The 25,868-nt window shown below is 37.4% G+C and carries 20 protein-coding genes and 2 pseudogenes; all 22 read left to right on the top strand.

Going from position 1 to position 25,868, the window contains the following annotated elements:
- Nucleotides 1–23 precede the first annotated feature (23 nt).
- The 22 genes and pseudogenes from dxr to dpaB all read left to right on the top strand — a co-directional run bounded on the left by dxr (nucleotide 24) and on the right by dpaB (nucleotide 25,821).
- A complete protein-coding gene (gene dxr, locus BR72_RS00280) occupies nucleotides 24–1,166 on the top strand; it encodes a 1-deoxy-D-xylulose-5-phosphate reductoisomerase (protein WP_035428973.1) in 1,143 nt (380 codons plus the stop codon).
- 18 nt (nucleotides 1,167–1,184) lie between these two features.
- Nucleotides 1,185–2,441 (top strand): RIP metalloprotease RseP, encoded by a 1,257-nt coding sequence (rseP, locus tag BR72_RS00275; RefSeq protein WP_035428971.1) that lies wholly within the window; start codon nucleotides 1,185–1,187, stop codon nucleotides 2,439–2,441.
- Between the two features lie 15 nt (nucleotides 2,442–2,456).
- On the top strand, nucleotides 2,457–4,154 hold the full coding sequence (locus BR72_RS00270) for a proline--tRNA ligase (RefSeq protein WP_035428968.1): 1,698 nt from the start codon (nucleotides 2,457–2,459) through the stop codon (nucleotides 4,152–4,154).
- A gap of 82 nt (nucleotides 4,155–4,236) precedes the next feature.
- Nucleotides 4,237–7,134 (top strand): annotated as a pseudogene (locus tag BR72_RS00265) (PolC-type DNA polymerase III); the annotation flags it as partial.
- A gap of 729 nt (nucleotides 7,135–7,863) precedes the next feature.
- Nucleotides 7,864–9,690, top strand: coding sequence for a group II intron reverse transcriptase/maturase (ltrA, locus tag BR72_RS00260; RefSeq protein WP_035428966.1), 1,827 nt, complete (start codon nucleotides 7,864–7,866; stop codon nucleotides 9,688–9,690).
- Between the two features lie 97 nt (nucleotides 9,691–9,787).
- Nucleotides 9,788–11,203, top strand: a pseudogene (locus BR72_RS00255) (PolC-type DNA polymerase III); the annotation flags it as partial.
- Nucleotides 11,204–11,543: 340 nt separating this feature from the next.
- On the top strand, nucleotides 11,544–12,014 hold the full coding sequence (gene rimP / locus BR72_RS00250; protein ID WP_035428965.1) for a ribosome maturation factor RimP: 471 nt from the start codon (nucleotides 11,544–11,546) through the stop codon (nucleotides 12,012–12,014).
- A 17-nt stretch (nucleotides 12,015–12,031) separates the two neighbouring features.
- Nucleotides 12,032–13,132: a transcription termination factor NusA gene (gene nusA, locus BR72_RS00245; RefSeq protein ID WP_035428964.1), complete on the top strand. Its 1,101-nt coding sequence runs from the start codon at nucleotides 12,032–12,034 to the stop codon at nucleotides 13,130–13,132.
- 11 nt (nucleotides 13,133–13,143) lie between these two features.
- Nucleotides 13,144–13,416 carry an RNase P modulator RnpM gene (rnpM, locus tag BR72_RS00240; protein WP_020059150.1) on the top strand — a complete coding sequence of 91 codons (273 nt, stop codon included), beginning with the start codon at nucleotides 13,144–13,146 and terminating at the stop codon, nucleotides 13,414–13,416.
- Nucleotides 13,417–13,728 carry a YlxQ family RNA-binding protein gene (locus BR72_RS00235; protein WP_020059149.1) on the top strand — a complete coding sequence of 104 codons (312 nt, stop codon included), beginning with the start codon at nucleotides 13,417–13,419 and terminating at the stop codon, nucleotides 13,726–13,728. It abuts the gene before it with no gap.
- Between the two features lie 4 nt (nucleotides 13,729–13,732).
- On the top strand, nucleotides 13,733–15,799 hold the full coding sequence (gene infB, locus BR72_RS00230) for a translation initiation factor IF-2 (protein ID WP_035428962.1): 2,067 nt from the start codon (nucleotides 13,733–13,735) through the stop codon (nucleotides 15,797–15,799).
- Complete coding sequence (locus BR72_RS00225; RefSeq protein WP_035428961.1) at nucleotides 15,796–16,077, top strand: DUF503 domain-containing protein; 282 nt, start codon at nucleotides 15,796–15,798, stop codon at nucleotides 16,075–16,077. The genes infB and BR72_RS00225 overlap by 4 nt, the downstream gene beginning before the upstream one ends.
- 15 nt (nucleotides 16,078–16,092) lie before the next feature.
- The gene (gene rbfA / locus BR72_RS00220; protein ID WP_035428960.1) at nucleotides 16,093–16,449 is read left to right on the top strand and encodes a 30S ribosome-binding factor RbfA; all 357 of its coding nucleotides are present in this window, start codon (nucleotides 16,093–16,095) and stop codon (nucleotides 16,447–16,449) included.
- Nucleotides 16,450–16,527: 78 nt separating this feature from the next.
- Nucleotides 16,528–17,451, top strand: coding sequence for a tRNA pseudouridine(55) synthase TruB (truB, locus tag BR72_RS00215; protein ID WP_035428959.1), 924 nt, complete (start codon nucleotides 16,528–16,530; stop codon nucleotides 17,449–17,451).
- 43 nt (nucleotides 17,452–17,494) lie between these two features.
- Nucleotides 17,495–18,466, top strand: coding sequence for a bifunctional riboflavin kinase/FAD synthetase (gene ribF, locus BR72_RS00210; protein ID WP_035428958.1), 972 nt, complete (start codon nucleotides 17,495–17,497; stop codon nucleotides 18,464–18,466).
- A 100-nt stretch (nucleotides 18,467–18,566) separates the two neighbouring features.
- A complete protein-coding gene (gene rpsO, locus BR72_RS00205; RefSeq protein ID WP_035428957.1) occupies nucleotides 18,567–18,836 on the top strand; it encodes a 30S ribosomal protein S15 in 270 nt (89 codons plus the stop codon).
- Nucleotides 18,837–18,996: 160 nt separating this feature from the next.
- Entirely contained in the window at nucleotides 18,997–21,135 is a 2,139-nt protein-coding gene (gene pnp, locus BR72_RS00200; RefSeq protein WP_035428956.1) for a polyribonucleotide nucleotidyltransferase, read from the top strand.
- A 255-nt stretch (nucleotides 21,136–21,390) separates the two neighbouring features.
- Complete coding sequence (locus BR72_RS00195) at nucleotides 21,391–22,290, top strand: polysaccharide deacetylase family protein (protein WP_035428954.1); 900 nt, start codon at nucleotides 21,391–21,393, stop codon at nucleotides 22,288–22,290.
- An 88-nt stretch (nucleotides 22,291–22,378) separates the two neighbouring features.
- Complete coding sequence (locus BR72_RS00190; RefSeq protein WP_035428953.1) at nucleotides 22,379–23,623, top strand: M16 family metallopeptidase; 1,245 nt, start codon at nucleotides 22,379–22,381, stop codon at nucleotides 23,621–23,623.
- A gap of 279 nt (nucleotides 23,624–23,902) precedes the next feature.
- Nucleotides 23,903–24,154, top strand: coding sequence for a YlmC/YmxH family sporulation protein (locus tag BR72_RS00185; RefSeq protein WP_035428952.1), 252 nt, complete (start codon nucleotides 23,903–23,905; stop codon nucleotides 24,152–24,154).
- Nucleotides 24,155–24,322: 168 nt separating this feature from the next.
- On the top strand, nucleotides 24,323–25,225 hold the full coding sequence (gene dpaA, locus BR72_RS00180) for a dipicolinic acid synthetase subunit A (RefSeq protein WP_035428950.1): 903 nt from the start codon (nucleotides 24,323–24,325) through the stop codon (nucleotides 25,223–25,225).
- The gene (gene dpaB / locus BR72_RS00175) at nucleotides 25,222–25,821 is read left to right on the top strand and encodes a dipicolinate synthase subunit B (protein WP_035428949.1); all 600 of its coding nucleotides are present in this window, start codon (nucleotides 25,222–25,224) and stop codon (nucleotides 25,819–25,821) included. The genes dpaA and dpaB overlap by 4 nt, the downstream gene beginning before the upstream one ends.
- The last annotated feature ends 47 nt before the right edge of the window (nucleotides 25,822–25,868 follow it).

The following is a 25,868-nucleotide window of genomic DNA, read 5'->3' as shown; positions in this document are numbered from 1 at the left end:
TGAATGAACGAGGAGTAGAAGTAATGAAAACCATTAGTTTATTAGGTGCAAGCGGATCAATTGGAACGCAAACATTAGATGTATTGCGTACGCACCAAGACCAATTCCGTCTCGTTGCTTTTTCTGTTGGTAGAAATATTGAATTTGCTCAGCAGGTGATTCAAGAATTTTCTCCTGAGATTGTTTCTGTACAACATAAAGAAGATGCCGGGAGGTTACAGGCGGTTTGTGGAAATACGAAAATTGTATATGGAGAGGAAGGACTGCTTGCGGTTGCACTTCATCCAGATGCAAAAATAGTTGTAAACGCCGTTGTTGGGAGTGTAGGATTATTACCGACATTGCGAGCAATTGAAGCGAAAAAAACGATAGCAATTGCAAATAAAGAAACATTAGTAACAGCAGGACATTTAGTTATGGAAGCTGCAAAGAAACATAATGTATCTCTGCTTCCTGTAGATAGTGAACACTCTGCTATTTTTCAATGTTTGAATGGGGAAAATGAGAAGCGCATTTCCAGATTAATTTTAACGGCATCAGGTGGAAGTTTCCGAGATAAAACGAGGGATGAGCTGAAAAATGTAACAGTGGAAGATGCACTTTGTCATCCAAACTGGTCTATGGGTTCGAAAATTACTATTGATTCTGCTACAATGATGAATAAGGGATTAGAGGTTATTGAAGCGCATTGGCTTTTTAATATCCCTTATGAGCAAATCGATGTTGTATTACATAAAGAAAGTATCATTCACTCTATGGTTGAGTTTGAAGATCGAAGTGTAATGGCGCAGCTTGGTACACCAGATATGCGTGTTCCAATTCAATATGCCCTTACTTACCCTGATCGTTTGTCACTTCCAAACGCTAAACAGCTGAATTTATGGGAAATTGGGACATTACATTTTCAAACAATGGATATGGAACGTTTCCGCTGTCTTAAGTTTGCATATGAAGCTGGAAAAATGGGAGGAAGTATGCCAACTGTGATGAATGCAGCTAATGAAGCTGCTGTAGAAGCTTTTCTGCAAAAGAAAATTAGCTTCTTAACAGTAGAAGATCTCATTGAAAAAGCAATGCACCATCACAATGTCATTGCGCGTCCAAGCTTAGAAGAAATTCAGGAAATTGATGCTGCCACAAGACGGTTTGTGATGGAACAAATTTAGCAAAGGTGGTTATGAGAATTGAATACAGCGATTGCCTTTATTTTAATTTTCGGTGCACTTGTATTTTTCCATGAACTTGGACATTTGTACTTTGCCAAACGTGCTGGCATTTTGTGTCGTGAATTTGCCATCGGTTTTGGTCCAAAATTGTACTCGTTTGAAAAAAATGAAACAGTTTATACAATTCGTTTACTTCCGCTTGGCGGATATGTCCGAATGGCTGGAGAGGATCCAGAAACAGTTGAACTAAAACCTGGGACTAAGGTAGGTCTTGTTCTAAACAAAAACGATGAGGTTACGAAAATCGTTTTGGATAAACGTGAAAAATATCCAAATGTTCGTGTCATTGAAGTAGAACAAGCTGACTTGGAACATAAGCTGATTATATCTGGATATGAAGAATATGAAGAAGAGTTACAAACATTTCGAGTACATGAGAAAGCTCATTGTGTTTCAGCGGGAGAGGAGACCCAAATTGCGCCGTTTAACCGCCAATTCGGTTCAAAAACACTAGGACAACGAACGCTTGCCATTTTTGCTGGTCCTGCTATGAACTTTGTGCTTGCTTTTGTTATCTTTGTAATTATTGGTTTTGTACAGGGGATTCCAGTAGATAAACCGATGATTGGAAAAATTGTATCTGGCAGCGTGGCAGAGAAGGCAGGCTTGCATGAAGATGATATCATTACGTCGATTAATAAAAAGCCGACAAATAGTTGGAAAGATATCACAAGTATTGTCCGTGAAAATCCAGGAAAAGAAATTACGATGGATGTAACACGTGATAGTAAAAAAGTAGCAATTCAAGTTACACCTGCTGCTGAAAAAGAAGGCGACGTTACAGTCGGTAGACTTGGTGTGCAATCGCCTGTTGAAAAATCAGTCTTAGGTTCTATTAAATTAGGCTTTGAAGAAACATACAGATGGACAAAGCTTATATTTGTCTCACTTATTCAGCTCGTTACAGGTCATTTTTCTATAAACGATTTATCTGGTCCAGTAGGAATTTATAATTTAACAGACCAAGTTGTAGAATATGGTACGATTCGCGTCATGAGCTTAGCGGCTGTTTTAAGTATAAATCTTGGTTTATTTAACTTATTACCAGTTCCTGCACTTGATGGAGGACGTCTTTTCTTCTTCTTAATTGAAGCGCTTCGTGGGAAGCCGATTGACCGTCAAAAAGAAGGTATGGTTCACTTTATTGGTTTTGCTTTATTAATGTTACTGATGTTAGTTGTAACATGGAATGATATACGGAAGTTTTTCTTATAAAAGAGGTGCTATTGAATGAAACAAAGTATAATATTTAGTCCTACACTGCGTGAAGTGCCAGCTGATGCGGAAATTAAAAGTCATCAGCTTCTATTGCGCGCAGGGTTTATGCGTCAAAATGCTTCAGGCATATATAGTTTTTTACCGCTTGGTCTGAAAGTGTTGCATAAAGTAGAGCGTATTGTTCGTGAAGAAATGGAGAAAGCTGGTGCTGTAGAATTGTTAATGCCAGCTCTTCAAGCAGCTGAATTATGGCAAGAATCTGGACGCTGGTATTCATATGGTCCAGAATTAATGCGTATGAATGATCGTAACAATCGTGAGTTTGCTTTAGGAGCAACGCATGAAGAGGTAATTACTGATCTTGTACGTGACGAAATTAAGTCCTATAAGAAATTACCTTTAACGCTTTATCAAATTCAAACAAAATTCCGTGATGAGCAAAGACCTCGCTTTGGTTTGTTACGCGGAAGAGAATTTTTAATGAAGGATGCATATTCTTTCCACGCAACGCAAGAGAGTTTAGATGAAGTGTATAACCGTTTGTTCCAAGCGTACTCTAATATTTTCACACGTTGCGGCTTAAATTTCCGTGCTGTTATCGCTGATTCTGGAGCAATGGGCGGAAAAGACACACATGAATTTATGGTATTATCAGATGTAGGAGAAGATACAATTGCATATTCTAATACATCTGACTATGCTGCAAATATTGAGATGGCACCTGTTCTTGCTTCTTATGAAAAGAGTGATGAAGTAGAAAAAGCGCTTGAAAAAGTAGCTACGCCAGATCAAAAATCAATTGAAGAAGTGAGTACGTTCTTAAATATTGAAGCGACAAATTGTATTAAGTCTATGGTCTTTAAAGTAGACGAGAAGTTTATTGTTGCTCTCGTTCGCGGAGATCATGAAGTAAATGATGTTAAGGTGAAAAACTTATACGGTGCTTCAGTTGTTGAACTTGCAAGTCATGAAGAAGTAAAACAATTGTTAAACTGTGAAGTGGGTTCATTAGGTCCAATTGGCACAGCGGAAGTAGAAATCATTGCTGATCATGCAGTGCAAGCTGTCGTAAATGGATGCTGTGGAGCAAATGAAGAAGGTTTCCATTACGTGAATGTAAATCCAGAACGTGACTTTAAAGTAAGTCAATATACAGATTTACGTTTTATCCAAGAAGGAGACCTTTCTCCAGACGGCGAGGGAACAATTCGTTTTGCTCGTGGTATTGAAGTAGGACATGTATTTAAGCTTGGCACTCGCTATAGTGAATCAATGAATGCAACGTTCTTAGATGAAAACGGTAAAACACAGCCGATTATTATGGGCTGCTACGGAATTGGAGTATCTCGTACAGTTGCGGCTATTGCTGAGCAATTTAATGATGAGAATGGTTTAGTATGGCCAAAAGCAGTTGCTCCATTCCATGTACACGTAATTCCAGTAAATATGAAATCTGATGCACAGCGTGAAGTGGGCGAAAAAATCTACAATTCATTACAAGAACAAGGATATGAAGTGTTATTAGATGACCGCGCAGAGCGTGCTGGTGTAAAATTTGCTGATGCAGATTTATTCGGTCTTCCAGTTCGAGTTACAGTTGGTAAAAAAGCTGATGAAGGTATTGTTGAAGTAAAAGTACGTGCAACAAATGAATCTGCAGAAGTAAAAGTCGAAGAACTTCACACATACATTGCAAATATTTTAAAATAAGAAGAGGTACCTCCAGGTGAGGTACCTTCTCTTTCTTTGTGGAACGTTTCAATTTATAATAGCAGGTGGAAGGAGGTTGCTTATGTCATTAACAAACGAACAACAAGAGCGATTTCAAATTTTGCTCCAACAGTTAAAAATGCCTGAAGACCTTATCAATCAATATTTACAAGGTGGTGGCATTCAAAGGTTAGTTGTTGATAAAGCAAATAAGAGTTGGCATTTTGATTTACAAGTACCACGTATTTTACCAACAGAATTATATGAATTGCTTGAAACACAACTTAAGCAGTCATTTTCTCATATTGCAAAAACGTCATTTTCACTAGAAACAGAGAATAAGCAATTTACGGAAGAAGAGGTTAAGGCGTATTGGCCGCTCTGTACAGAGCGAATTACTTTCTCGCCTATGTTTGCGTATTTAAAAAAGCAACTTCCGCATGTAAACGGAGTGAAGTTGTTACTTGATGTGAATAATGATTTAGAATCTACTGCGCTAAAGAAAAATCTTGCGAAGTCAGTCGGAGACCAATATGAAATTTTTGGATTTCCTCGTTTTCAGCTAGAAACAAATATAAAACAAAATGAAGAGGAAGTTCAAAAGTTTCGTGAACAAACACAGCAAGAGGATCGCCAGCGTGTTATACAAGCCATGGAAGAAATGGCCAAGAAACAAGCGGAAGAAAGTGATATTGTACACGAGGGGCCGATTGTACTCGGTTATCTTATTAAGCCTGATGAAGAAATTACGCCACTTCGTGAAATTCAAGATGAAGAACGAAGAAAAACGGTACAAGGTTATCTATTTGATGTTGAAACGAAAGAACTACGAAGCGGACGTACGTTATTGACATTAAAGATAACGGATTACACCGATTCCATTATGATTAAAATGTTTTCACGCGATAAAGAAGATATTCCACTCTTACAATCATTGAAAAAGGGAATGTGGGTGAAAGCACGCGGATCCGTTCAAAATGATACGTTTGTTAGAGATTTAGTCATGATAGCAAACGATATTAATGAAATAACAGGACCATCTCGTAAAGATAAAGCGCCTGAAGGAGAAAAAAGGGTAGAGCTTCATATGCATACACCGATGAGCCAAATGGATGCTGTAACTTCTGTATCTACACTTGTGAGTCAAGCGGCAAAATGGGGACATGAAGCGGTAGCAGTGACAGATCATGCTGTTGCACAGGCTTTTCCTGAAGCGTATTCTGCTGGAAAAAAAGCAGGAATTAAAGTGATTTTTGGGGTAGAAGCAAACCTTGTTAATGACGGTGTGCCAATTGCTTATAATGAGGAACATCGATTACTTGCAGACGAAACATATGTTGTATTTGACGTTGAGACAACTGGATTATCAGCTGTATATGATACCGTTATTGAGCTTGCTGCAGTAAAAGTAAAAGGTGGAGAAATTATCGATCGTTTTGAATCGTTTGCAAATCCACATCAGCCATTATCAGCAACAATCATTGAATTAACAGGTATTACAGATGATATGCTAACGGATGCCCCAGAGGTAGAAGAAGTATTTAAAAAGTTTGAACATTGGATGGGTGATCATACACTTGTCGCTCATAATGCAAGCTTTGATATGGGGTTTTTAAATGTTGGATTTAAGAAAAGTGGTTTAGAAAAAACGAAAAATCCAGTTATCGACACGTTAGAGTTGGCTCGTTTCTTATTTCCAGAGATGAAAAACCATCGTTTAAATACGTTATGTAAAAAGCTTGATATCGAATTAACACAGCATCACCGTGCGATTTATGATACAGAAGCAACGGGTTATCTGCTTGTGAAGATGCTGAAAAATGTAATTGAAAAGGGTTTCGAATATCACGATCAGTTAAATGACAGTATGGGACAAGGAGATGCGTATAAACGTGGACGTCCTAGTCATGCGACACTTCTCGCAACGTCAGATGAAGGATTGAAAAATTTATATAAACTTGTTTCTTACGCGCATCTTCAATATTTTTATCGTGTCCCACGTATTCCGCGTTCTTTATTAAAGAAGTATCGCGAAGGTATTTTAGTCGGTACGGCTTGTGATAAAGGTGAAGTATTTGAAGCGATGATGCAAAAAGCACCAGAAGAAGTGGAGGAAATTGCTCAGTTTTATGATTACATTGAGGTAATGCCTCCAGAAGTGTTACGACATTTGGTAGAGCTTGAGCTTGTTCGTGATGAAGGTCAATTAAAAACAATTATTTCTAACTTAGTAAAGTTAGGTGAAACGTTAGATAAGCCTGTTGTTGGAACTGGAAATGTTCATTATTTAAATCCAGAAGATGCAATGTACAGAAAAATTTTAGTGAGTTCGCAAGGCGGAGCGAATCCATTAAATCGTCATTCATTGCCGCCTGTGTATTTCCGAACAACAGATGAAATGTTAGAATGCTTCTCCTTCTTAGGTGAAGAGAAGGCAAAAGAAATTGTTGTAACAAATACACAAAAAGTCACATCGATGATTGGGGACGTAAAGCCTGTAAAAGATGATCTTTACACGCCAAAAATTGAAGGTGCAGATGATGAAACGCGGGATATGAGTTACGTAATGGCTCGAAGTATTTACGGAGATGAACTTCCAGAAATTGTAGAAGCCCGCTTGGAAAAAGAATTGAAAAGTATTATTGGACATGGATTTGCTGTTATTTACTTGATTTCTCATAAACTTGTAAAGAAATCACTTATCGATGGTTACCTTGTTGGTTCACGTGGTTCAGTTGGTTCATCATTTGTAGCGACAATGATGGAAATTACAGAGGTAAACCCTTTACCGCCGCATTATGTTTGTCCAAATTGTAAGCAATCGCAGTTCTTTAATGATGGATCGGTCGGTTCTGGATTTGATTTACCTGATAAAGATTGTCCAAGCTGTGGAATTGCATATAAAAAAGACGGTCATGATATTCCGTTCGAAACGTTCCTTGGTTTTAAAGGAGATAAAGTTCCGGATATTGATTTGAGTGCGACACGTTCTTAACTGAAAAGGTTAAGCATTAGCATTTGCTAGTAGAACTGCTATTTCGAAGTGTGGAATGATGGAGTAACGCCCTAAAACACACTCACTGAAGCTACGGCAAGCGATAGCGATATTGCAACCATCAACATCGTTTGAAGCCCGTTAAAGTAGGCTGAAGTTCACCCTAACGTAGAGACGAGGAAAGGGAGGTAGAAACCTTCTGTGAATGATAGGTCTGGTGTCTATAAAATTCCTATGGTTAGAATCAGTAGAATCACTGGGACGAACCCTCGACTGACTTTTCGTGAATGTCACGTAGTAGAAATGTTACGGGGTCCAAATAGGACTTCCAAGTGTGGATGAGTAAGCGTTTGGTTATGAAAATCCATACTGTGTTACAGGCACAGTCAAGCTTGGCGGAATTTAGGGGGAACCTAAGGGAATTATGTACAGATAGGAATAGTGGAACGTGTGAAGCTTTCGACATAAGAGAAGGTTGTACTTCGATGACGATGGTATGTGGAAAGGCAGATGCTATAACACATTTTACGAGAGTGGCAGTAGTGCCGTAGTACCGCTTAATGAAATGCTGAAGATGACTGAATAACCAATAAGTCGGAGGGGAAAAACATTTCAGAGGGAAGGGCACAAGTCGTTAACGTCGAAATAAAACCTACAAAAGTCAGATTCGTGTATGACAAAAGAGAAACGAAAACTTCATAAGGAAGTGATTAGTTGGCTGACTTAATGATTCAAAAATTAAGAAACAATGAATATTTTGGCTTACAATCAACTTTTGATAATCTTTATGAAGAGAGTAACGAGGGTCGATATTTCAAAAACATATATGAGCTGATTGTTTCTGAAGAAAACATTCGATTAGCCTTTCGTAATTTAAAAAGCAACACGGGTAGTAAGACGAAAGGTACAAACGGACACACAATAAAACATCTTAACAAAATAGATGTCGACAAGCTAATCAGATTAACGAAGAAGAGATTGGAAAACTACATGCCACATGCAGTAAGACGTGTGTTTATATCAAAGCCAAACGGGAAAATGCGACCTCTAGGAATTCCAACGATTGAAGACCGATTAATTCAGCAAATGTTCCTACAAATTTTGGAACCGATTGTTGAAGGGAAGTTTCATCCGCAAAGCTATGGTTTTCGACCAAAACGAAGCACTCATGACGCTTTAGCCAGGTGTTATCATATGGTCAATCACAGTCACCAACATTTTGTAGTGGACATAGATATTAAAGGTTTCTTTGATAACGTTAATCATAAAAAGTTAATGAGGCAGCTATGGACAATTGGAATACGAGACAAAAGAGTTTTAGCCATTATCAAAAAGATGCTGAAGGCGGAAATTACAGGCGAAGGCATTCCTGTTAAAGGGACTCCTCAAGGTGGTATTTTATCCCCATTGCTAGCCAACGTTGTATTAAATGAACTTGACTGGTGGGTGTCAAACCAATGGGAAACAAAACCGACAAGAGTACCTTATAAATTGAAACGCAATAAAACGGATGCACTTAAAAAGACAAGGTTAAAACCAATGTATCTAGTAAGGTATGCGGATGATTTTAAAATCTTCACAAATTCCTACGAAAACGCTAGAAAGATTAAAATAGCGGTTGAAAGATGGCTCAAGGAAAGATTAGGACTTGAGATAAGTGAAGAAAAAAGTAAAATCACAAACTTACGGAAAAACGGTACAGATTTTTTAGGAATTCGATTTAGAGCAGTTCAGAAGGGAAATGCTAAAACTGGTTATATTGTAAATTCTAAAATGGACCCGAAAGCGAAAGATAAAGTATTGGGTGTCATTAGGCATCAATTGGTGAAGCTAAGAAAAAGTCCTACTCCAGAAAAAGTAATGAACTTTAACTCCAACATTCTTGGATTGCATAATTACTATAAAATTGCGACCAGAATTTCTCAAGATTTTAATGAGATAAGGCATAAAGTTCATCCGAATATAAAATCATTGATGTTTAGAAACATCTTTGTTTATACAAAGGAAACGAACAACGTCATTAATAAATTTTATGGAGATTACAATTGTCCAAGGTTTAAAAGTAATGGATTTCTGGTCTATCCTATTGAAGCAATTCGACATGATATACGAGGTCAAAGAGACCCTAACTTCTCAGTTTATAATGAAAAGGATAGGGCACTAATTCATAAAGAGATAAAACATGTGTCTGTTCGTGAGATTGAAATGTTTCGTAAAGGAATATATAAAGCGAAAAGTGTTCTGTATGAAAATAACCGCTTAAGTAAATATGTTGCTCAAAAAGGATGCTGTGGAATAACAGGAGAACGATTGACTCCTCATAATGCTATCTGTCATCACATTAAGTCAACAGCTCAAGGCGGTAGTGATGAATATGATAACTTGATTATTATTAATAAGAAATATCATATGTTAATTCACAATAAAGACCCTCTTGCAAATAAAGATTACAAAGAAATGTTAGCCAAGTTTGAAAAGAAAGCTTTAAACAAATTAAATAAGCTGAGAACGGAAGTAGGAAATCCAAAACTTAGCCTATAAACTTCGACAAAGTTAACGATGGAACGCCGTGTGAGTGTGAAAGCCTCATGCACGGTGTGGAGTGGGGGAAAAGCTGGAGATAATATCAAATGCTTACCTATCACTATACTTCTCAGGAGAATACCAACCACGTGCCCATAACTATACGAAAGTACTGTTCGGTGAAGATAATGTATATCGTGCTGGAACAATAGGTACTGTTGCCGAAAAGACCGCGTATGGATATGTGAAAGGATATGCTTCCGATCATAATTTAACGATACGAGGAGCGGAAGTAGACCGCCTTGTAGCAGGGTGTACTGGTGTTAAGAGAACGACAGGACAACATCCAGGTGGTATTATCGTAGTGCCAGATTACATGGATGTCTTTGATTTTACACCGATTCAATTTCCAGCAGATTCTTTAGAGGCAGAATGGAGAACGACACATTTTGATTTCCATTCTATTCATGATAACTTGTTAAAACTTGATATACTCGGACACGATGATCCGACAGTGATTCGTATGCTTCAAGATTTAAGTGGAGTGGATCCAAAGACGATTCCTACTGATGATCCAGAAGTAATGAAAATTTTCTCGGGTACAGAATCACTTGGCGTAACGGAGGAACAAATTAACTGTAAAACAGGTACACTTGGTATTCCAGAATTTGGGACGAAATTCGTTCGCCAAATGTTAGAAGAAACGAAGCCGACGACGTTCTCAGAGCTTGTCCAAATTTCTGGACTATCTCACGGTACAGATGTATGGCTTGGAAATGCAAATGAACTCATTTATGATGGTACATGTACATTAAGTGAAGTAATCGGTTGTCGTGATGATATTATGGTGTATTTAATTTACCAAGGTTTAGAACCGTCTTTAGCGTTTAAAATTATGGAATCTGTGCGTAAAGGGAAAGGTGTGCCTCCAGAGTGGGAAGAGGAGATGCGTAATAATAATGTGCCGGGATGGTATATTGATTCGTGTAAAAAGATTAAGTATATGTTCCCTAAGGCGCATGCGGCAGCATATGTACTCATGGCAGTGCGCATTGCCTATTTTAAAGTGCATTTTGCGCTCTTATTCTACGCAGCATACTTTACTGTTCGGGCTGATGATTTTGATGTAGATGCGATGGTAAAAGGCTCAGCAACTATCCGCACTAAAATTGATGAAATTACGCAAAAGGGATTAGATGCTTCGCCAAAAGAAAAAAGTTTACTAACAGTATTAGAAATGACACTCGAAATGTGTGAACGTGGTTATTCATTCCAAAAAGTTGATTTATATCGCTCTAGTGCAACAGATTTTATTATTGATGGGAATACATTGATTCCACCGTTTAATGCAATACCTGGTCTTGGTACAAATGCTGCATTAAACATTGTAGCAGCACGTGGAAATGGCGAGTTTTTATCGAAAGAGGATTTACAACAGCGCAGTAAGATTTCCAAAACAATTATTGAGTATTTAGATAGCCAGGGTTGTCTAGGAGATCTACCAGATCAAAACCAGTTATCGTTGTTCTAATAGGTAGGAAAAGTCTTTGCAAAACAATGGTTACTATGCTATACTAGATAGCGAGATAACCATGTCGTGTATATTTTGTGAAAAAAAGAGTGGGGAAACCCACTCTTTCGTTTTACTATCTACGTTTCTGCGTCTAAAATTTACGTAGACGCTTCTGTCGTATATACATATTTTGTTACAAGTTTTACTTCTTAAATTTGGTAATACTAAGACAGATATTCCCTGCTTATTAGCAGGGGCTTTTGTTAGCTAACGAGAAAGAATATACAAACTGCATTGGTTAAAAGTACGCAGGATGAAGTCTTTCAACTGTTACATGGCGGCAGAAAGGAGGCTGTTTATGGATAAGAAAGTTACAGAAGTTGTTGAAGCACTTGCGCAGCCAATTGTCGAAGAGCTTGGTCTTGAGCTTGTAGATGTAGAGTATGTGAAAGAAGGACAAGATTGGTTTTTACGCGTGTCCATTGACTCTGATACAGGAGTAGATATTGAGGAATGTGGAGCGGTAAGTGAGCGGTTAAGTGAAGCTTTAGATAAAGAGGATCCAATTCCTCATCTTTACTTTTTAGATGTATCCTCTCCAGGAGCGGAGCGTCCACTAAAGAAAGAAAAAGATTTCCACCAAGCAGTAGACAAACAAGTTGCAATTAAAACATACGAGCCAATTGATGGTGAGAAAATGTTTGAAGGAAAACTACTTGCATATGATGGAACAACAATTACATTACTATTAACAATTAAAACACGTAAAAAAGAAATCCAAATTCCAATGGATAAAGTTGCCAATGCGCGACTTGCAGTTACGTTTTAGTAAGAAGGGGGATCTTCATGAGCACTGAGTTGTTAGATGCTTTGCTCGTATTAGAACAAGAAAAAGGTATTAGCAAAGATATTATTATTGATGCTATTGAAGCAGCTTTAATATCTGCTTACAAACGAAATTTCAACCAAGCGCAAAATGTTCGCGTTAGCTTCAATCCTGAAGTTGGTACAATTCAAGTATTAGCACGTAAGGATGTAGTGGAAAATGTATTTGATCCACGTCTTGAAATTTCTGTTGAAAAAGCAAGGCATATTAATCCGAACTATCAAGAGGGCGACGTATTAGAGATTGAAGTAACGCCAAAAGATTTCGGACGTATTGCAGCACAAACAGCAAAACAAGTTGTAACACAGCGTGTACGTGAAGCTGAACGTGGCGTGATTTATTCTGAGTTCAGCGACCGTGAAGAAGACATTATGGTTGGTATTGTACAACGCCAAGATGCTCGCTTTATTTATGTAAGTTTAGGGAAAGTAGAAGCACTTTTACCAGTAAGCGAGCAAATGCCAAATGAACAGTACAAACCTCATGATCGCATCCGTGTTTTCATTACAAAAGTAGAGAAAACAACAAAAGGACCGCAAATTTATGTATCACGTACGCATCCAGGCCTTTTAAAGCGCTTGTTTGAAATTGAAGTACCAGAAATTTATGATGGAACTGTAGAAATTCGTTCTGTAGCACGTGAAGCAGGAGACCGTTCAAAAATCTCTGTGTACTCTGAAAATGTAGATGTAGATCCAGTAGGTTCTTGTGTAGGACCGAAAGGACAACGTGTACAACGCATCGTAGATGAACTAAAGGGTGAAAAAATTGATATCGTTCGCTGGTCAAATGATCCGGTTGAATATGTAGCAAACGCACTAAGTCCATCACAAGTTGTAAAAGTGCTTGTAAACGAAGAAGACAAAGCAACTACTGTAATTGTTCCAGATCATCAACTTTCCTTAGCAATTGGTAAGCGTGGGCAAAATGCACGACTTGCAGCAAAATTAACAAATTGGAAAATTGATATTAAAAGCGAGTCTGATGCGAAACAACTAGGACTTTTAACAGAAGAAGATATGATAATCGCATTCGATTCTGCTGAAGATGAAATCGAATAGAGGTGATGAACGTGAGCAATCGAAAAGTTCCGTTACGAAAATGTGTGGTAACACAAGAAATGAAATCAAAACGCGAGCTCATTCGCATTGTTCGTTCCAAAGAGGGAGTCGTGTCAATTGATTTAACAGGTAAACAATCAGGACGCGGTGCATATTTATCAAAAGATAAAGAATGTATTTCTCAAGCGAAAAAGAAAAATGTTTTGGAACATCACCTAAAAGCGAAAATTGATGACTCTCTTTATGAAGAGCTAATCGAGCTTGTTGAGAAGGAGTCGAAGTAAGTGTCCAATTGGAAATCGTTTTTAGGGCTGGCTAATCGGGCCCGAAAGATTATATCGGGTGAAGAGCTTGTTTTAAAAGAAGTCCGAGGTGGTAAAGCAAAGCTCGTATTGCTTTCTGAAGATGCGTCAGCAAATACAACAAAGCGCATTACGGACAAAACAACGTTCTACAACGTACCAATGAGAAAAGTCGAAAATCGACAAGAATTAGGGCATGCGATTGGGAGAGAAGAACGAGTCGTTGTAGCGGTGTTAGATGACGGCTTTGCTAAAAAGCTGCTTAGCATGCTCGATACAACTTACCGGGGGTGAAGGTATGAGTAAAATTCGAGTATATGAATATGCAAAAAAACACAATATCTCAAGTAAGGATATTATTACAAAACTAAAAGAAATGAATATAGAGGTTTCTAATCATATGGCGATGTTAGATGATGAAGTAGTAAACAAGTTAGATAATCAATATAATGACGGAGCAGAAAAACCTTCTGTTGCAGATGAGTTTGAAGTAGAAGAAAAAGTTGTTCGCAGTAAAAAGAACAGCAATAAGAATAAGAAAAAAGGCAAAGGAAATCAAGACAAACGTCAAGAAAACTTTGCTGGAAGACAACAAACGCAAGTAGTAGAAACACCAGACAGAATCACTTTCTCTGGCACGCTTACAGTAGCTGAACTTGCAAAAAAATTAAGCAAAGAGCCGTCTGAAATTATTAAAAAGCTCTTTATGCTTGGAATCATGGCAACAATTAACCAAGATTTAGATAAAGATACAATTGAGTTAATTGCTAGTGATTATGGTATTGAAGTAGAAGAAGAAGTAATTGTTAGTGAAACAGAATTCGAGACGTTTATAGACGAGCAAGACGATGAAGAAAACTTAAAAGAACGTCCGGCTGTCGTTACAATTATGGGACACGTTGACCATGGTAAAACAACATTACTTGACTCTATTCGTAATTCAAAAGTAACTGCTGGTGAAGCAGGCGGAATTACGCAGCATATTGGTGCATACCAAGTTGAAGTAAACGACAAAAAAATTACGTTCCTAGATACACCAGGTCACGCAGCGTTTACAACAATGCGTGCACGCGGTGCGCAAGTTACGGATATTACAATTCTAGTTGTAGCAGCTGATGACGGTGTTATGCCACAAACAGTTGAAGCGATTAACCACGCGAAAGCAGCTGGAGTACCAATTATTGTTGCTGTAAATAAAATGGATAAACCAGCTGCAAATCCGGACCGTGTAATGCAAGAGTTAACTGAATATGAGTTAGTTCCAGAAGCTTGGGGCGGCGATACAATCTTCGTACCAATCTCAGCTATTAAAGGTGAAGGAATTGACAACTTGTTAGAAATGATTCTTCTTGTAAGTGAAGTAGAAGAATATAAGGCAAATCCAAATCGCTATGCAACTGGTACAGTAATCGAAGCACAGCTTGATAAAGGTAAAGGAACAATTGCGACGTTACTTGTTCAAAACGGTACACTTCGAGTAGGAGATCCAATCGTTGTTGGTACATCATTCGGCCGTGTTCGTGCGATGGTAAATGATATTGGTCGTCGTGTAAAAGTTGCAGGTCCGTCTACTCCTGTTGAAATTACAGGTTTAAATGAAGTACCACAAGCGGGAGATCGCTTTATGGCATTTGCCGATGAGAAGAAAGCACGTCAAATCGGTGAAGAACGTGCACAACAAGCATTGCTTGCACAGCGCGGTGAAAAATCTAAATTAAGCCTTGAAGATTTATTCCAACAAATTAAAGAAGGCGATGTAAAAGAAATTAACTTGATTGTGAAAGCAGACGTACAAGGTTCTGTGGAAGCAATGGCAGCATCACTTCGTAAAATTGATGTTGAAGGCGTAAAAGTGAAAATCATCCATACTGGCGTAGGTGCAATTACAGAATCTGATATTATTTTAGCTTCTGCATCTAATGCAATTGTAATCGGATTTAACGTACGTCCTGATGTTAATGCGAAGCGTACAGCTGAATTAGAAAACGTTGATATTCGTTTGCACCGCATTATTTATAAAGTAATTGAAGAGATCGAAGCAGCAATGCAAGGTATGCTAGATCCTGAATTCGTAGAAAAAGTAATTGGTCAAGCAGAAGTTCGTCAAACGTTCAAAGTAACGAAAGTTGGAACAATTGCAGGCTGTTACGTAACAGATGGTAAAATTACACGTGATAGCGGCGTGCGTATCATTCGTGACGGCGTAGTTATTTTCGAAGGCCAACTTGATACGTTAAAACGTTTCAAAGACGACGTAAAAGAAGTTGCCCAAAACTATGAGTGTGGTATTACAATTGAAAGATATAATGATCTTAAAGAAGGGGACATCATTGAGGCGTACATTATGGAAGAAGTGAAGCGATGATTATCGCTTCACTCTCATTCGAATGTATAATCTATGATGTGCATTCTTTAAAAGAGAAACGAGCAATTTTACAGCGTGTTTTAACTCGTGTAAAACAGCGTTACAATGTATCTGTTTCAGAAGTTGGGCATCAAGATGTATGGCAACGTACAGAAATTGCGATTGTTTCCGTATCCTCAAATCGTGTTGTCTGCGAAAAAGAAATGGATCGTGTACTTGCCTACATTGATTCATTTCCTGAAATTGAACGTACGATAACACAATTGGAATGGTATTGAATGAGGTGATTAGTTATGAAGCTACGTGCAAATCGCGTGGGCGAGCAAATGAAGAAAGAATTAGGCGAAATTATTAGTCGCAAGATTAAAGATCCACGTATCGGTTTTGTGACGGTAACAGATGTGCAAGTAAGTGGGGATTTACAGATTGCCAAAGTATATATTTCTGTTTTAGGAGACGAAGAACAGAAAGAAAATACATTAAAAGGTTTAGCGAAGGCAAAAGGCTTTATTCGTTCCGAAATTGGACAACGTATTCGTCTTCGTAAAACACCTGAAATTTCCTTTGAATTTGATGAATCGATTGGATACGGTCATCGAATTGATACACTTTTACATGAAATTAATAAAGACGGTAAACGTGAAGAATAATGGATAGACATTTGTCTATCCATTTTTTCAATCTAGAGTAAGTTTGACATACAAAAAGAATAACGATGAGGTGAATATATGGAAGGTGTAGTACTATTACATAAACCAAAAGGCATGACATCACATGATTGTGTATTTAAATTAAGAAAAATATTAAGGGAGAAACGTATAGGGCATACAGGAACTTTAGATCCGGATGTGACAGGAGTATTACCAATTTGCGTAGGGCGTGCCACGAAAATTGCACAATTTTTGACGAGTGAAACAAAAACGTACGAAGGCGAAGTTACACTAGGATTTTCGACGACTACAGAAGATGCTTCAGGTGAAGTGGTTGCAAAGCAAGATGTCAATCGTGTTATTAGGCGTGAAGAAGTAGAAACCGTATTAGCAGGCTTAACAGGAACAATTGAACAAGTACCACCGATGTACTCAGCTGTAAAAGTAAATGGAAAGAAGCTATACGAATATGCGAGGGCGGGAAAAGAAGTAGAGCGTCCTGTTCGTACAATTACGATTCATGAATTTACTTTACTTGATAATTGTGAATTATTTGAAGGGAAGACAATTTCCTTCCGTTTCCGTGTGACTTGTAGTAAAGGAACATACGTAAGAACATTAGCAGTTATGATTGGGGAAAAGCTTGGGTTTCCAGCGCATATGTCCGATCTTGTAAGAACAGCATCAGGAGAGTTTAAATTAGAAGATTGTATATCATTTGAAGAAATTGAGCAAAACATGCAAAATGGAACAGTGGAATCTATCTTCATTTCAATTGATGAAGCTTTATGTAAGTTTCCAAAAATAATTGTTAGTGAGGAACAAGCAGAAAAAGTGAAGAATGGTATGTTTTTACCGAATAAAGAACAAATAACAGCACCATACATCACAATTTTTGATAAAAATGAGCGTTGTTTAGCAATTTATGAACATCATCCAAAGCATCAAGATATGTTGAAACCGATGAAAGTACTTGTGAATAATCAAGAATTACAGCTATAATGGATAATTGGAAGGATTATTACAGAAAAAGGTGAATTCAAGCGTGAAACTTATTCATTTAACTCATCCACACGAACAAAATAAAATAGAACTACCACCTACTGTAATGGCATTAGGATTTTTTGATGGCATTCATTTAGGGCATCAGCGTGTGATTCGAACAGCAAAAAAAATAGCGGATGAAAGAGGATATAAAAGTGCTGTCATAACGTTTCATCCACACCCATCTGTTGTGTTAGGGAAAAAAGAAGCGCATGTGGAGTATATTACACCGTTATCTATTAAAGAAAAAGTAATTGCAGATTTAGGGATTGATATGTTGTATGTGGTGAAATTCGATGAATCATTTGCTGGATTACTGCCACAACAGTTTGTAGATGAATATATTATTGGGCTAAATGTAAAGCATGTAGTAGCAGGTTTTGACTATTCATACGGACGTCTAGGAAAAGGGACGATGGAAACTTTACCATTTCATGCAAGAGGGGAGTTTACACAAACCGTGATTGAAAAAGTAGAATTTCAAGAAGAAAAAGTAAGTTCCACATTATTACGAAAGCATATTCGTAATGGAGAAATGGAACGAATCCCAGCTATTTTAGGAAGACCATATACAGTTGAAGGCATAGTTGTTCACGGAGATAAACGAGGACGCCAAATTGGCTTTCCAACAGCTAATGTGGCTTTAAGTGATGAATATCTTTTGCCGCCTGTTGGTGTGTATGCTGTTAGAATGAACGTAAATGATGAGTGGCATGAAGGTGTATGTAATATCGGATATAAACCTACTTTTAAGGAAAATGAAAAGCAGCTTTCTATTGAAGTGCATCTATTTGAATTTCAGCGCGATATATATGATGAGTCTGTTGTTGTAGAGTGGCACATCCGCATTCGTGAAGAAAAAAAGTTTAACGGAATAGATGAGTTAGTTGCACAAATTGCAAAAGATAAAAGAACGGCAGAAGATTATTTTAGCCGTGCAAATAATATACTTGCTTTTTCTAATGAAAAGTAGTATTCTATCTTATGTACTTTACAATAACCTTTGCTTGGCATTACGACTCACCGACGTGTGCTAGGTAATTGGGGATATAATACTTAGGAGGTGAAATAGGATGGCTTTAACACAAGAGCGTAAAAATGAAATCATTGCACAATTTAGAACTCATGAGACTGATACTGGTTCTCCAGAGGTTCAAGTTGCTGTCCTAACAGAGCAAATTAACACTCTAAATGAGCACTTACGTACTCACAAGAAAGATCATCATTCACGTCGCGGTCTTTTAAAGATGGTTGGTAAACGTCGTAACTTACTTACTTACCTTCGTAACAAAGACATCACTCGCTACCGTGAGTTAATCACAAAGCTTGGATTACGTCGATAGTCAAAGAAGCGGGAATATTCCCGCTTTTTTGTTAGGTAAAAATATATCTTCTACTCTTGATAGCTTACTGTATTTTCGGTAATACTAGAGGAAGAATATTGTGATATATTATTCATTTACATAGAAGAATTGAATATTTTAAATTGAGAGGGGTACTTAAATGAGTCAGGAAAAGCAAGTCTTCTCGATAGATTTGGCTGGTCGTCAGCTAACAATTGAAGCAGGTCAGCTTGCAAAACAAGCAAACGGAGCAGTTTTAGTAAGATATGGCGATACAGCGGTTCTATCTACAGCAACTGCATCAAAAGAGGCAAAAAATGTAGATTTCTTCCCACTAACAGTAAACTATGAAGAGCGTTTATATGCAGTAGGAAAAATTCCAGGTGGCTTTATTAAACGTGAAGGTCGTCCAAGTGAGAAAGCGATTTTAGCGAGTCGTTTAATTGATCGTCCAATTCGCCCTCTTTTTGCTGAAGGTTTCCGTAATGAAGTACAAGTTGTCAGCATTGTAATGAGTGTTGATCAAGATTGTTCTTCAGAAATGGCGGCTATGCTAGGTTCTTCATTAGCATTATCGATTTCAGATATTCCATTTGAAGGTCCGATTGCTGGTGCGACAGTTGGTCGTATTGACGGCGAATTTATTATTAATCCAACAGTTGAACAACAAGAGAAGAGTGATATTCACCTTGTTGTTGCCGGAACAAAAGATGCGATTAACATGGTAGAAGCTGGTGCAGATCAAGTGCCTGAAGAAACGATGTTAGAAGCGATTATGTTTGGTCATGAAGAAATTAAACGTTTGATTGCATTCCAAGAAGAGATTGTACAGGCTGTAGGTAAAGATAAAACAGAAGTACAACTTTATGAAGTGGATGCTGATCTTAATCAAGTTGTACGTGAAATGGCAGAGCAAGATATGCATTCAGCGATTCAAGTGCACGAAAAACACGCGCGTGAAGATGCAATTAATGCAGTGAAAAAGCGTGTTATAGCGCATTATGAGGCGCAAGAAGCTGATGCTGAAACATTAGGACAAGTAAATGAGATTTTATATAAAATTGTAAAAGAAGAAGTACGTCGTCTTATTACAGTTGAAAAAATCCGCCCAGATGGACGTAAAGGTGATGAAATTCGTCCTTTAGCATCAGAGGTAGGGATTTTATCTCGTACGCATGGTTCTGGTTTGTTTACACGTGGACAAACACAAGCATTAAGTATTTGTACATTAGGAGCATTAGGTGATGTGCAAATTTTAGACGGTCTTGGTGTAGAAGAGTCTAAACGATTCATGCATCATTATAATTTCCCGTCCTTTAGTGTTGGTGAAACAAGACCAATGCGTGGACCAGGTCGTCGTGAAATTGGTCACGGTGCGTTAGGTGAACGTGCTCTTGAACCTGTTATCCCATCTGAAAAAGATTTCCCATATACAGTTCGTCTTGTATCAGAAGTATTAGAATCAAATGGTTCTACTTCTCAAGCAAGTATTTGTGGTAGTACTTTAGCGATGATGGATGCAGGCGTTCCGCTGAAAGCACCAGTTGCTGGTATTGCAATGGGACTTGTAAAGTCAGGTGAACACTATACAATTTTAACAGATATTCAAGGTATGGAAGATCACTTAGGCGATATGGACTTTAAAGTAGCTGGTACAGCTAAAGGTGTAACAGCACTTCAAATGGATATTAAAATTGAAGGTTTATCTCGTGAAATTTTAGAAGAGGCATTGCAACAAGCTAAGCTTGGTCGCATGCACATCTTAGAACATATGTTATCTGTTATTGCTGAGCCTCGTAAAGAGTTATCTCAATATGCTCCAAAGATTGTTACAATGACAATTAATCCGGACAAAATCCGTGATGTTATTGGGCCAAGCGGAAAGCAAATTAACAAGATTATTGAAGAAACAGGCGTGAAAATTGATATTGAACAAGATGGTACAGTCTTTATTTCATCTATTGATCAAGAGATGAACGAAAAAGCGAAGAAAATTATCGAAGATATCGTTCGTGAAGTGCAAGTAGGTGAAATTTACTTAGGGAAAGTAAAACGAATTGAAAAATTTGGTGCTTTCGTTGAATTATTCAGTGGTAAAGACGGCCTTGTTCATATTTCTGAATTAGCGCTTGAACGTGTAGGGAAAGTAGAAGATGTTGTGAAAATCGGTGATGAGATTTCTGTAAAAGTTATCGAAATCGATAAACAAGGTCGTGTAAACTTATCTCGAAAAGTATTGCTTAAAGAAGAGCAGGAAAAAGAAGCAGCAAAACAAGAACAAGAACAAGAACAAGAATAAGCAAAAAAGCTAAGGAATTTCCTTAGCTTTTTTTATTATGTAAAAACCTTGGGATATATCTCAAGGTTTTTTGTATATAACAGAGTATAGTTTTAATGAGAACGTTTAAATTAAAAATGAAAAGAAAAGAAACTGTTATTACTTTCGTTTGACGAGGTGTACATGAAAAGAAAAGAAGGGAAATCTGACTAACTATTAGTCGGCGGACGGAAGATCCTTGACTGATGGGAGTTTTACTTTATTGGAGGGTGCTTAATGAAAATTCGCATTATTTTACTTATAGTTATACTATGCTTCTTTGCAATGCATGTTTCGCATATATCATATGCAAAAGACAGCTTGTATGAAGAGATTGAAGAAAAAGCAAAAGTGTATGCGATTCCACCGCAAAATGCATGTATTGATAAGGTGTGGAAAGCGACGCCGGGGTATAATGGTAAAGAAGTAGATATCCGAGCTTCCTATGATAACATGAAGAAACAGGGGCGTTTTGATGAGAAACAATTGGTATATCGAGAAGTATCGCCCAAAGTACATTTAACAGACTTATCGCCTGCTCCTATTTATAGAGGAAATCCAAGTAAAAAAATGATTGCACTTACCATTAATGTTGCTTGGGGAAATGAATATCTTTCAAAGATGTTAGAAATACTGCAAAAGCACAATGTGAAAGCAACTTTTTTTCTAGAGGGAAGATGGGTGAAAGAAAATTTACGGTTTGCAAAAATGATTGCGGATGCTAACCAGGAAGTGGGAAATCATTCATATACGCATCCTGATATGAAAACGTTATCGCTTTCTGCAATTCAAGAACAATTACAAAAAACGAATCAAGTCATTGAAGCGGCAACGAATCAAAAAGTGCGTTGGTTTGCACCTCCAAGTGGCAGTTTTCGTGACGATGTTGTTCATACTGCTGCAAAATTGCAAATGGGGACGATAATGTGGACAGTGGATACAATTGATTGGAAGCATCCAGAACCGCACGTGTTACTTCAGAGAGTATTAAGTAAAGTGCATCCCGGAGCCATTATTTTAATGCATCCAACTTCTTCTTCGGCAGAATCACTTGATACATTGATTTCAAAACTAAAAGAAAAAGGATATACTGTAGGGAACGTATCTGCTTTAGTAGATGAAAAGCGTATTGAATAAACACATTTGCATGACATTCTTCTTTAAACTTGTTATGATTATATAATAGAATTTTTTAACAGAGAAATTGTTAATAGGAGGAAGGCTTTTGATCAAAAAATATACGTGTAAAAATGGAGTAAGAATCGTAATGGAACATATTCCAACAGTACGTTCTGTTGCAATTGGAGTATGGATTCATGCAGGATCACGAAATGAAAATGAAAAGAATAATGGAATTTCTCACTTTTTAGAACATATGTTTTTCAAAGGAACGAAAACACGTAGTGCTAGAGAAATCGCTGAATCCTTCGACAGCATTGGCGGGCAAGTTAATGCGTTTACATCAAAGGAATATACATGTTACTATGCGAAAGTGTTAGATGAACATGCGAAATATGCACTTGATATTTTAGCGGATATGTTCTTTAATTCAACGTTTGTAGAAGAAGAATTGAAAAAAGAAAAAAATGTTGTGTTTGAAGAAATTAAAATGTATGAAGATACGCCAGATGATATTGTCCATGATATGTTAACGAAAGCGACGTATGAGACGCACCCGCTGGCATATCCTATTTTAGGAACAGAACAAACGCTTGAAACGTTTACTGGTGATACACTTCGTGAATATATGAAGGATCATTATACGCCAGAAAATGTCGTTATCTCTATTGCTGGCAACATTGATGAGTCATTCGTTCAAAACGTTGAACAATATTTTGGAAGTTATGAAGGAACGACAAATCGTGAACAAGTACATAATCCTATTTTCCATCCAAATAAAGTAGCACGCAAAAAAGAAACAGAACAAGCTCATTTATGTCTAGGGTTTAAAGGATTACAGATGGGTGATGAAAGTGTTTATAATCTGATTGTATTGAATAATATTCTAGGTGGCAGTATGAGTAGTCGTTTGTTCCAAGAAGTGCGTGAGCAACGCGGGTTAGCATATTCTGTATTTTCTTATCATTCTTCTTATGAAGATACAGGTATGTTAACAATTTACGGAGGAACGGGCAGTCAACAACTCGATATGTTGTACGAAACAATTCAGCAAACGCTTGATACATTAAAAAATACAGGTATTACAGAAAAAGAATTACTTAATAGTAAAGAGCAACTAAAAGGAAATCTTATGTTAAGTTTAGAAAGTACAAATAGTCGAATGAGCCGCAATGGTAAAAATGAATTACTTCTAAAAAAACATCGCTCTTTAGATGAAATTATTGAAAGTGTAAACAGTGTTACAAAAACAGATGTAGACACATTAATTCGTAATATGTTTACAGATGAGTTTTCTGCAGCATTGATTAGCCCAAATGGTGAGCTTCCAAAAGGGATAAGTCAAAAATAAATACAAATAAAAAACCGTTTCTTATTAAGGAAACGGTTTTTTATTTGTATTTATATATTCGGTTTAATATTTATGTATATAAATTGGTATTATGCAGAGTGCAACATAACTGTTCCTTGTTTTTGCTTGTTGTAAACCATGCATGTGGTAGGATAAGAACCTGACCGTTTCTATGCCGTTTTTTTAACTTATATATAGGCATTTTTTTTTGAAGTTTAGAATAGGTACTTAATATAAAAGAAATCTTCTATTCCAAATGATATATAAGGAGGGGATGGAATGCGATTAAGTGAACTAAGTGGAAAAGAAATTGTGGATTTACAGCGTGCGGAACGAATGGGAGTATTAGGGCACGCCGATCTTGAGATTGATGAGAAAGATGGGAAGATTCAAGCGCTCATTATTCCAGTTGGAAAATGGGGAGGATTTAAACGAGGGCAACAAGAAGTCAAGGTGGAGTGGAGTAGAATTAAAAAAGTGGGGCAAGATATGATCATTTTTGATCTTGTTAATTATTCAGATTCTAATTAAAAGATGACCATTGCGGTCATCTTTTTTATTATGAGAACCTATAGGTGTAAATCATCCTTACTTTGTTGTTTTCAATCACCTTATACTCGTACATTACATATGATGTGGAGGAAAACGAAAAAGTAGGCACTTTTCTTATAATGAGAGAAAAAGAAGGTGAAGAAAAGAATGTTGACTGATATTCATATCGCTGTCATAGGAGGAGATGCAAGGCAGCTTGAAGTCATTCGTAAGCTAGTTGAGCTTGATGCGAAACTCTCATTAGTAGGCTTTGATCAGTTGGATCATGGATTTACAGGATCAGCAAAAGAGAGTATGCAAAATCTCGATTTTACTACTTTAGATGCCATTATTTTGCCGGTAGCTGGAACTGATGCGAATGGAAAGATTGATACTATTTTTTCAAATGCAAAAGTTATGATTACAAAAGAACAGATTGAAAACACACCAGCCCATTTTACGATATATTCAGGAATAAGTAACACTTACTTAGATACAATTGCTTCTTCAACGAATCGAAAACTTGTCAAATTGTTTGATCGTGATGATGTAGCGATTTATAACTCAATACCAACTGTTGAAGGGACTATTATGATGGTTATTCAACATACCGATTATACAATTCATGGGTCTACGGTAATGGTATTAGGTTTTGGGAGAACTGGAATGAGTGTAGCAAGAACATTTCAGTCATTAGGAGCGAAAGTGAAAGTAGGTGCACGACGTTCTGAACATATTGCTCGTATTACTGAGATGACATTCACGCCATTTCAAATGCGAGATATAGAGCGAGAAGTACACGATGTTGACATTGTTATTAATACAATCCCTCATCTTGTTGTAACGGCAAGCGCAATTTCAAAAATGCCTGCTCATACATTAATTATCGATTTAGCCTCTAAACCTGGAGGGACAGACTTCCGCTATGCAGAAAAACGAGGAATTAAGGCTTTGTTAGCGCCTGGACTTCCAGGGATTGTTGCACCGAAAACAGCCGGACAAATTCTCGCAAATGTCCTTTCTAATTTATTAATAGCAGATGTAGACGTAAGAAAGGAGAATAAAAAATGAGTGTGAAAGGTAAACGAATTGGCTTTGGATTAACAGGCTCACATTGTACGTATGCAGAAGTTATGCCACACTTAGAAAAACTTGTTGCGGATGGAGCGGAAGTACGTCCTGTTGTATCATATACATTACAAACGACAAACACAAGATTTGGTGAAGGTGCAGAGTGGATTGAGAAGATAGAATCGATAACTGGTTATAAAGTAATTGATTCTATTGTGGGGGCAGAACCACTAGGTCCGAAAATTCCATTGGATTGTATGGTTATAGCACCATTAACAGGAAATACGATGAGTAAATTTGCGAATGCAATGACAGATTCACCTGTATTAATGGCTGCTAAAGCTACCTTGCGAAATGGTAAGCCTGTTGTATTAGCAGTTTCAACGAACGATGCTCTTGGGTTAAATGGTGTGAACTTGATGCGCCTTATGGCAACAAAAAATATATATTTTGTGCCATTTGGGCAAGATGCACCGCATAATAAACCGAACTCTATGGTAGCGCGTATGGAATTATTACAAGATACAATTGTTGAATCGCTAGAAGGGAAACAACTCCAACCTGTAGTTGTAGAAAAATTCAAGTATATGAATTAACAATCAAAAAACAGACAATTTTTTTCATGAAACCATCATTCTTATCG

The organism is Bacillus sp. UNC322MFChir4.1 (genome assembly GCF_000746135.1).
Classification (GTDB): domain Bacteria; phylum Bacillota; class Bacilli; order Bacillales; family Bacillaceae_G; genus Bacillus_A.
This window is presented reverse-complemented; position numbering and strand designations above follow the sequence as displayed.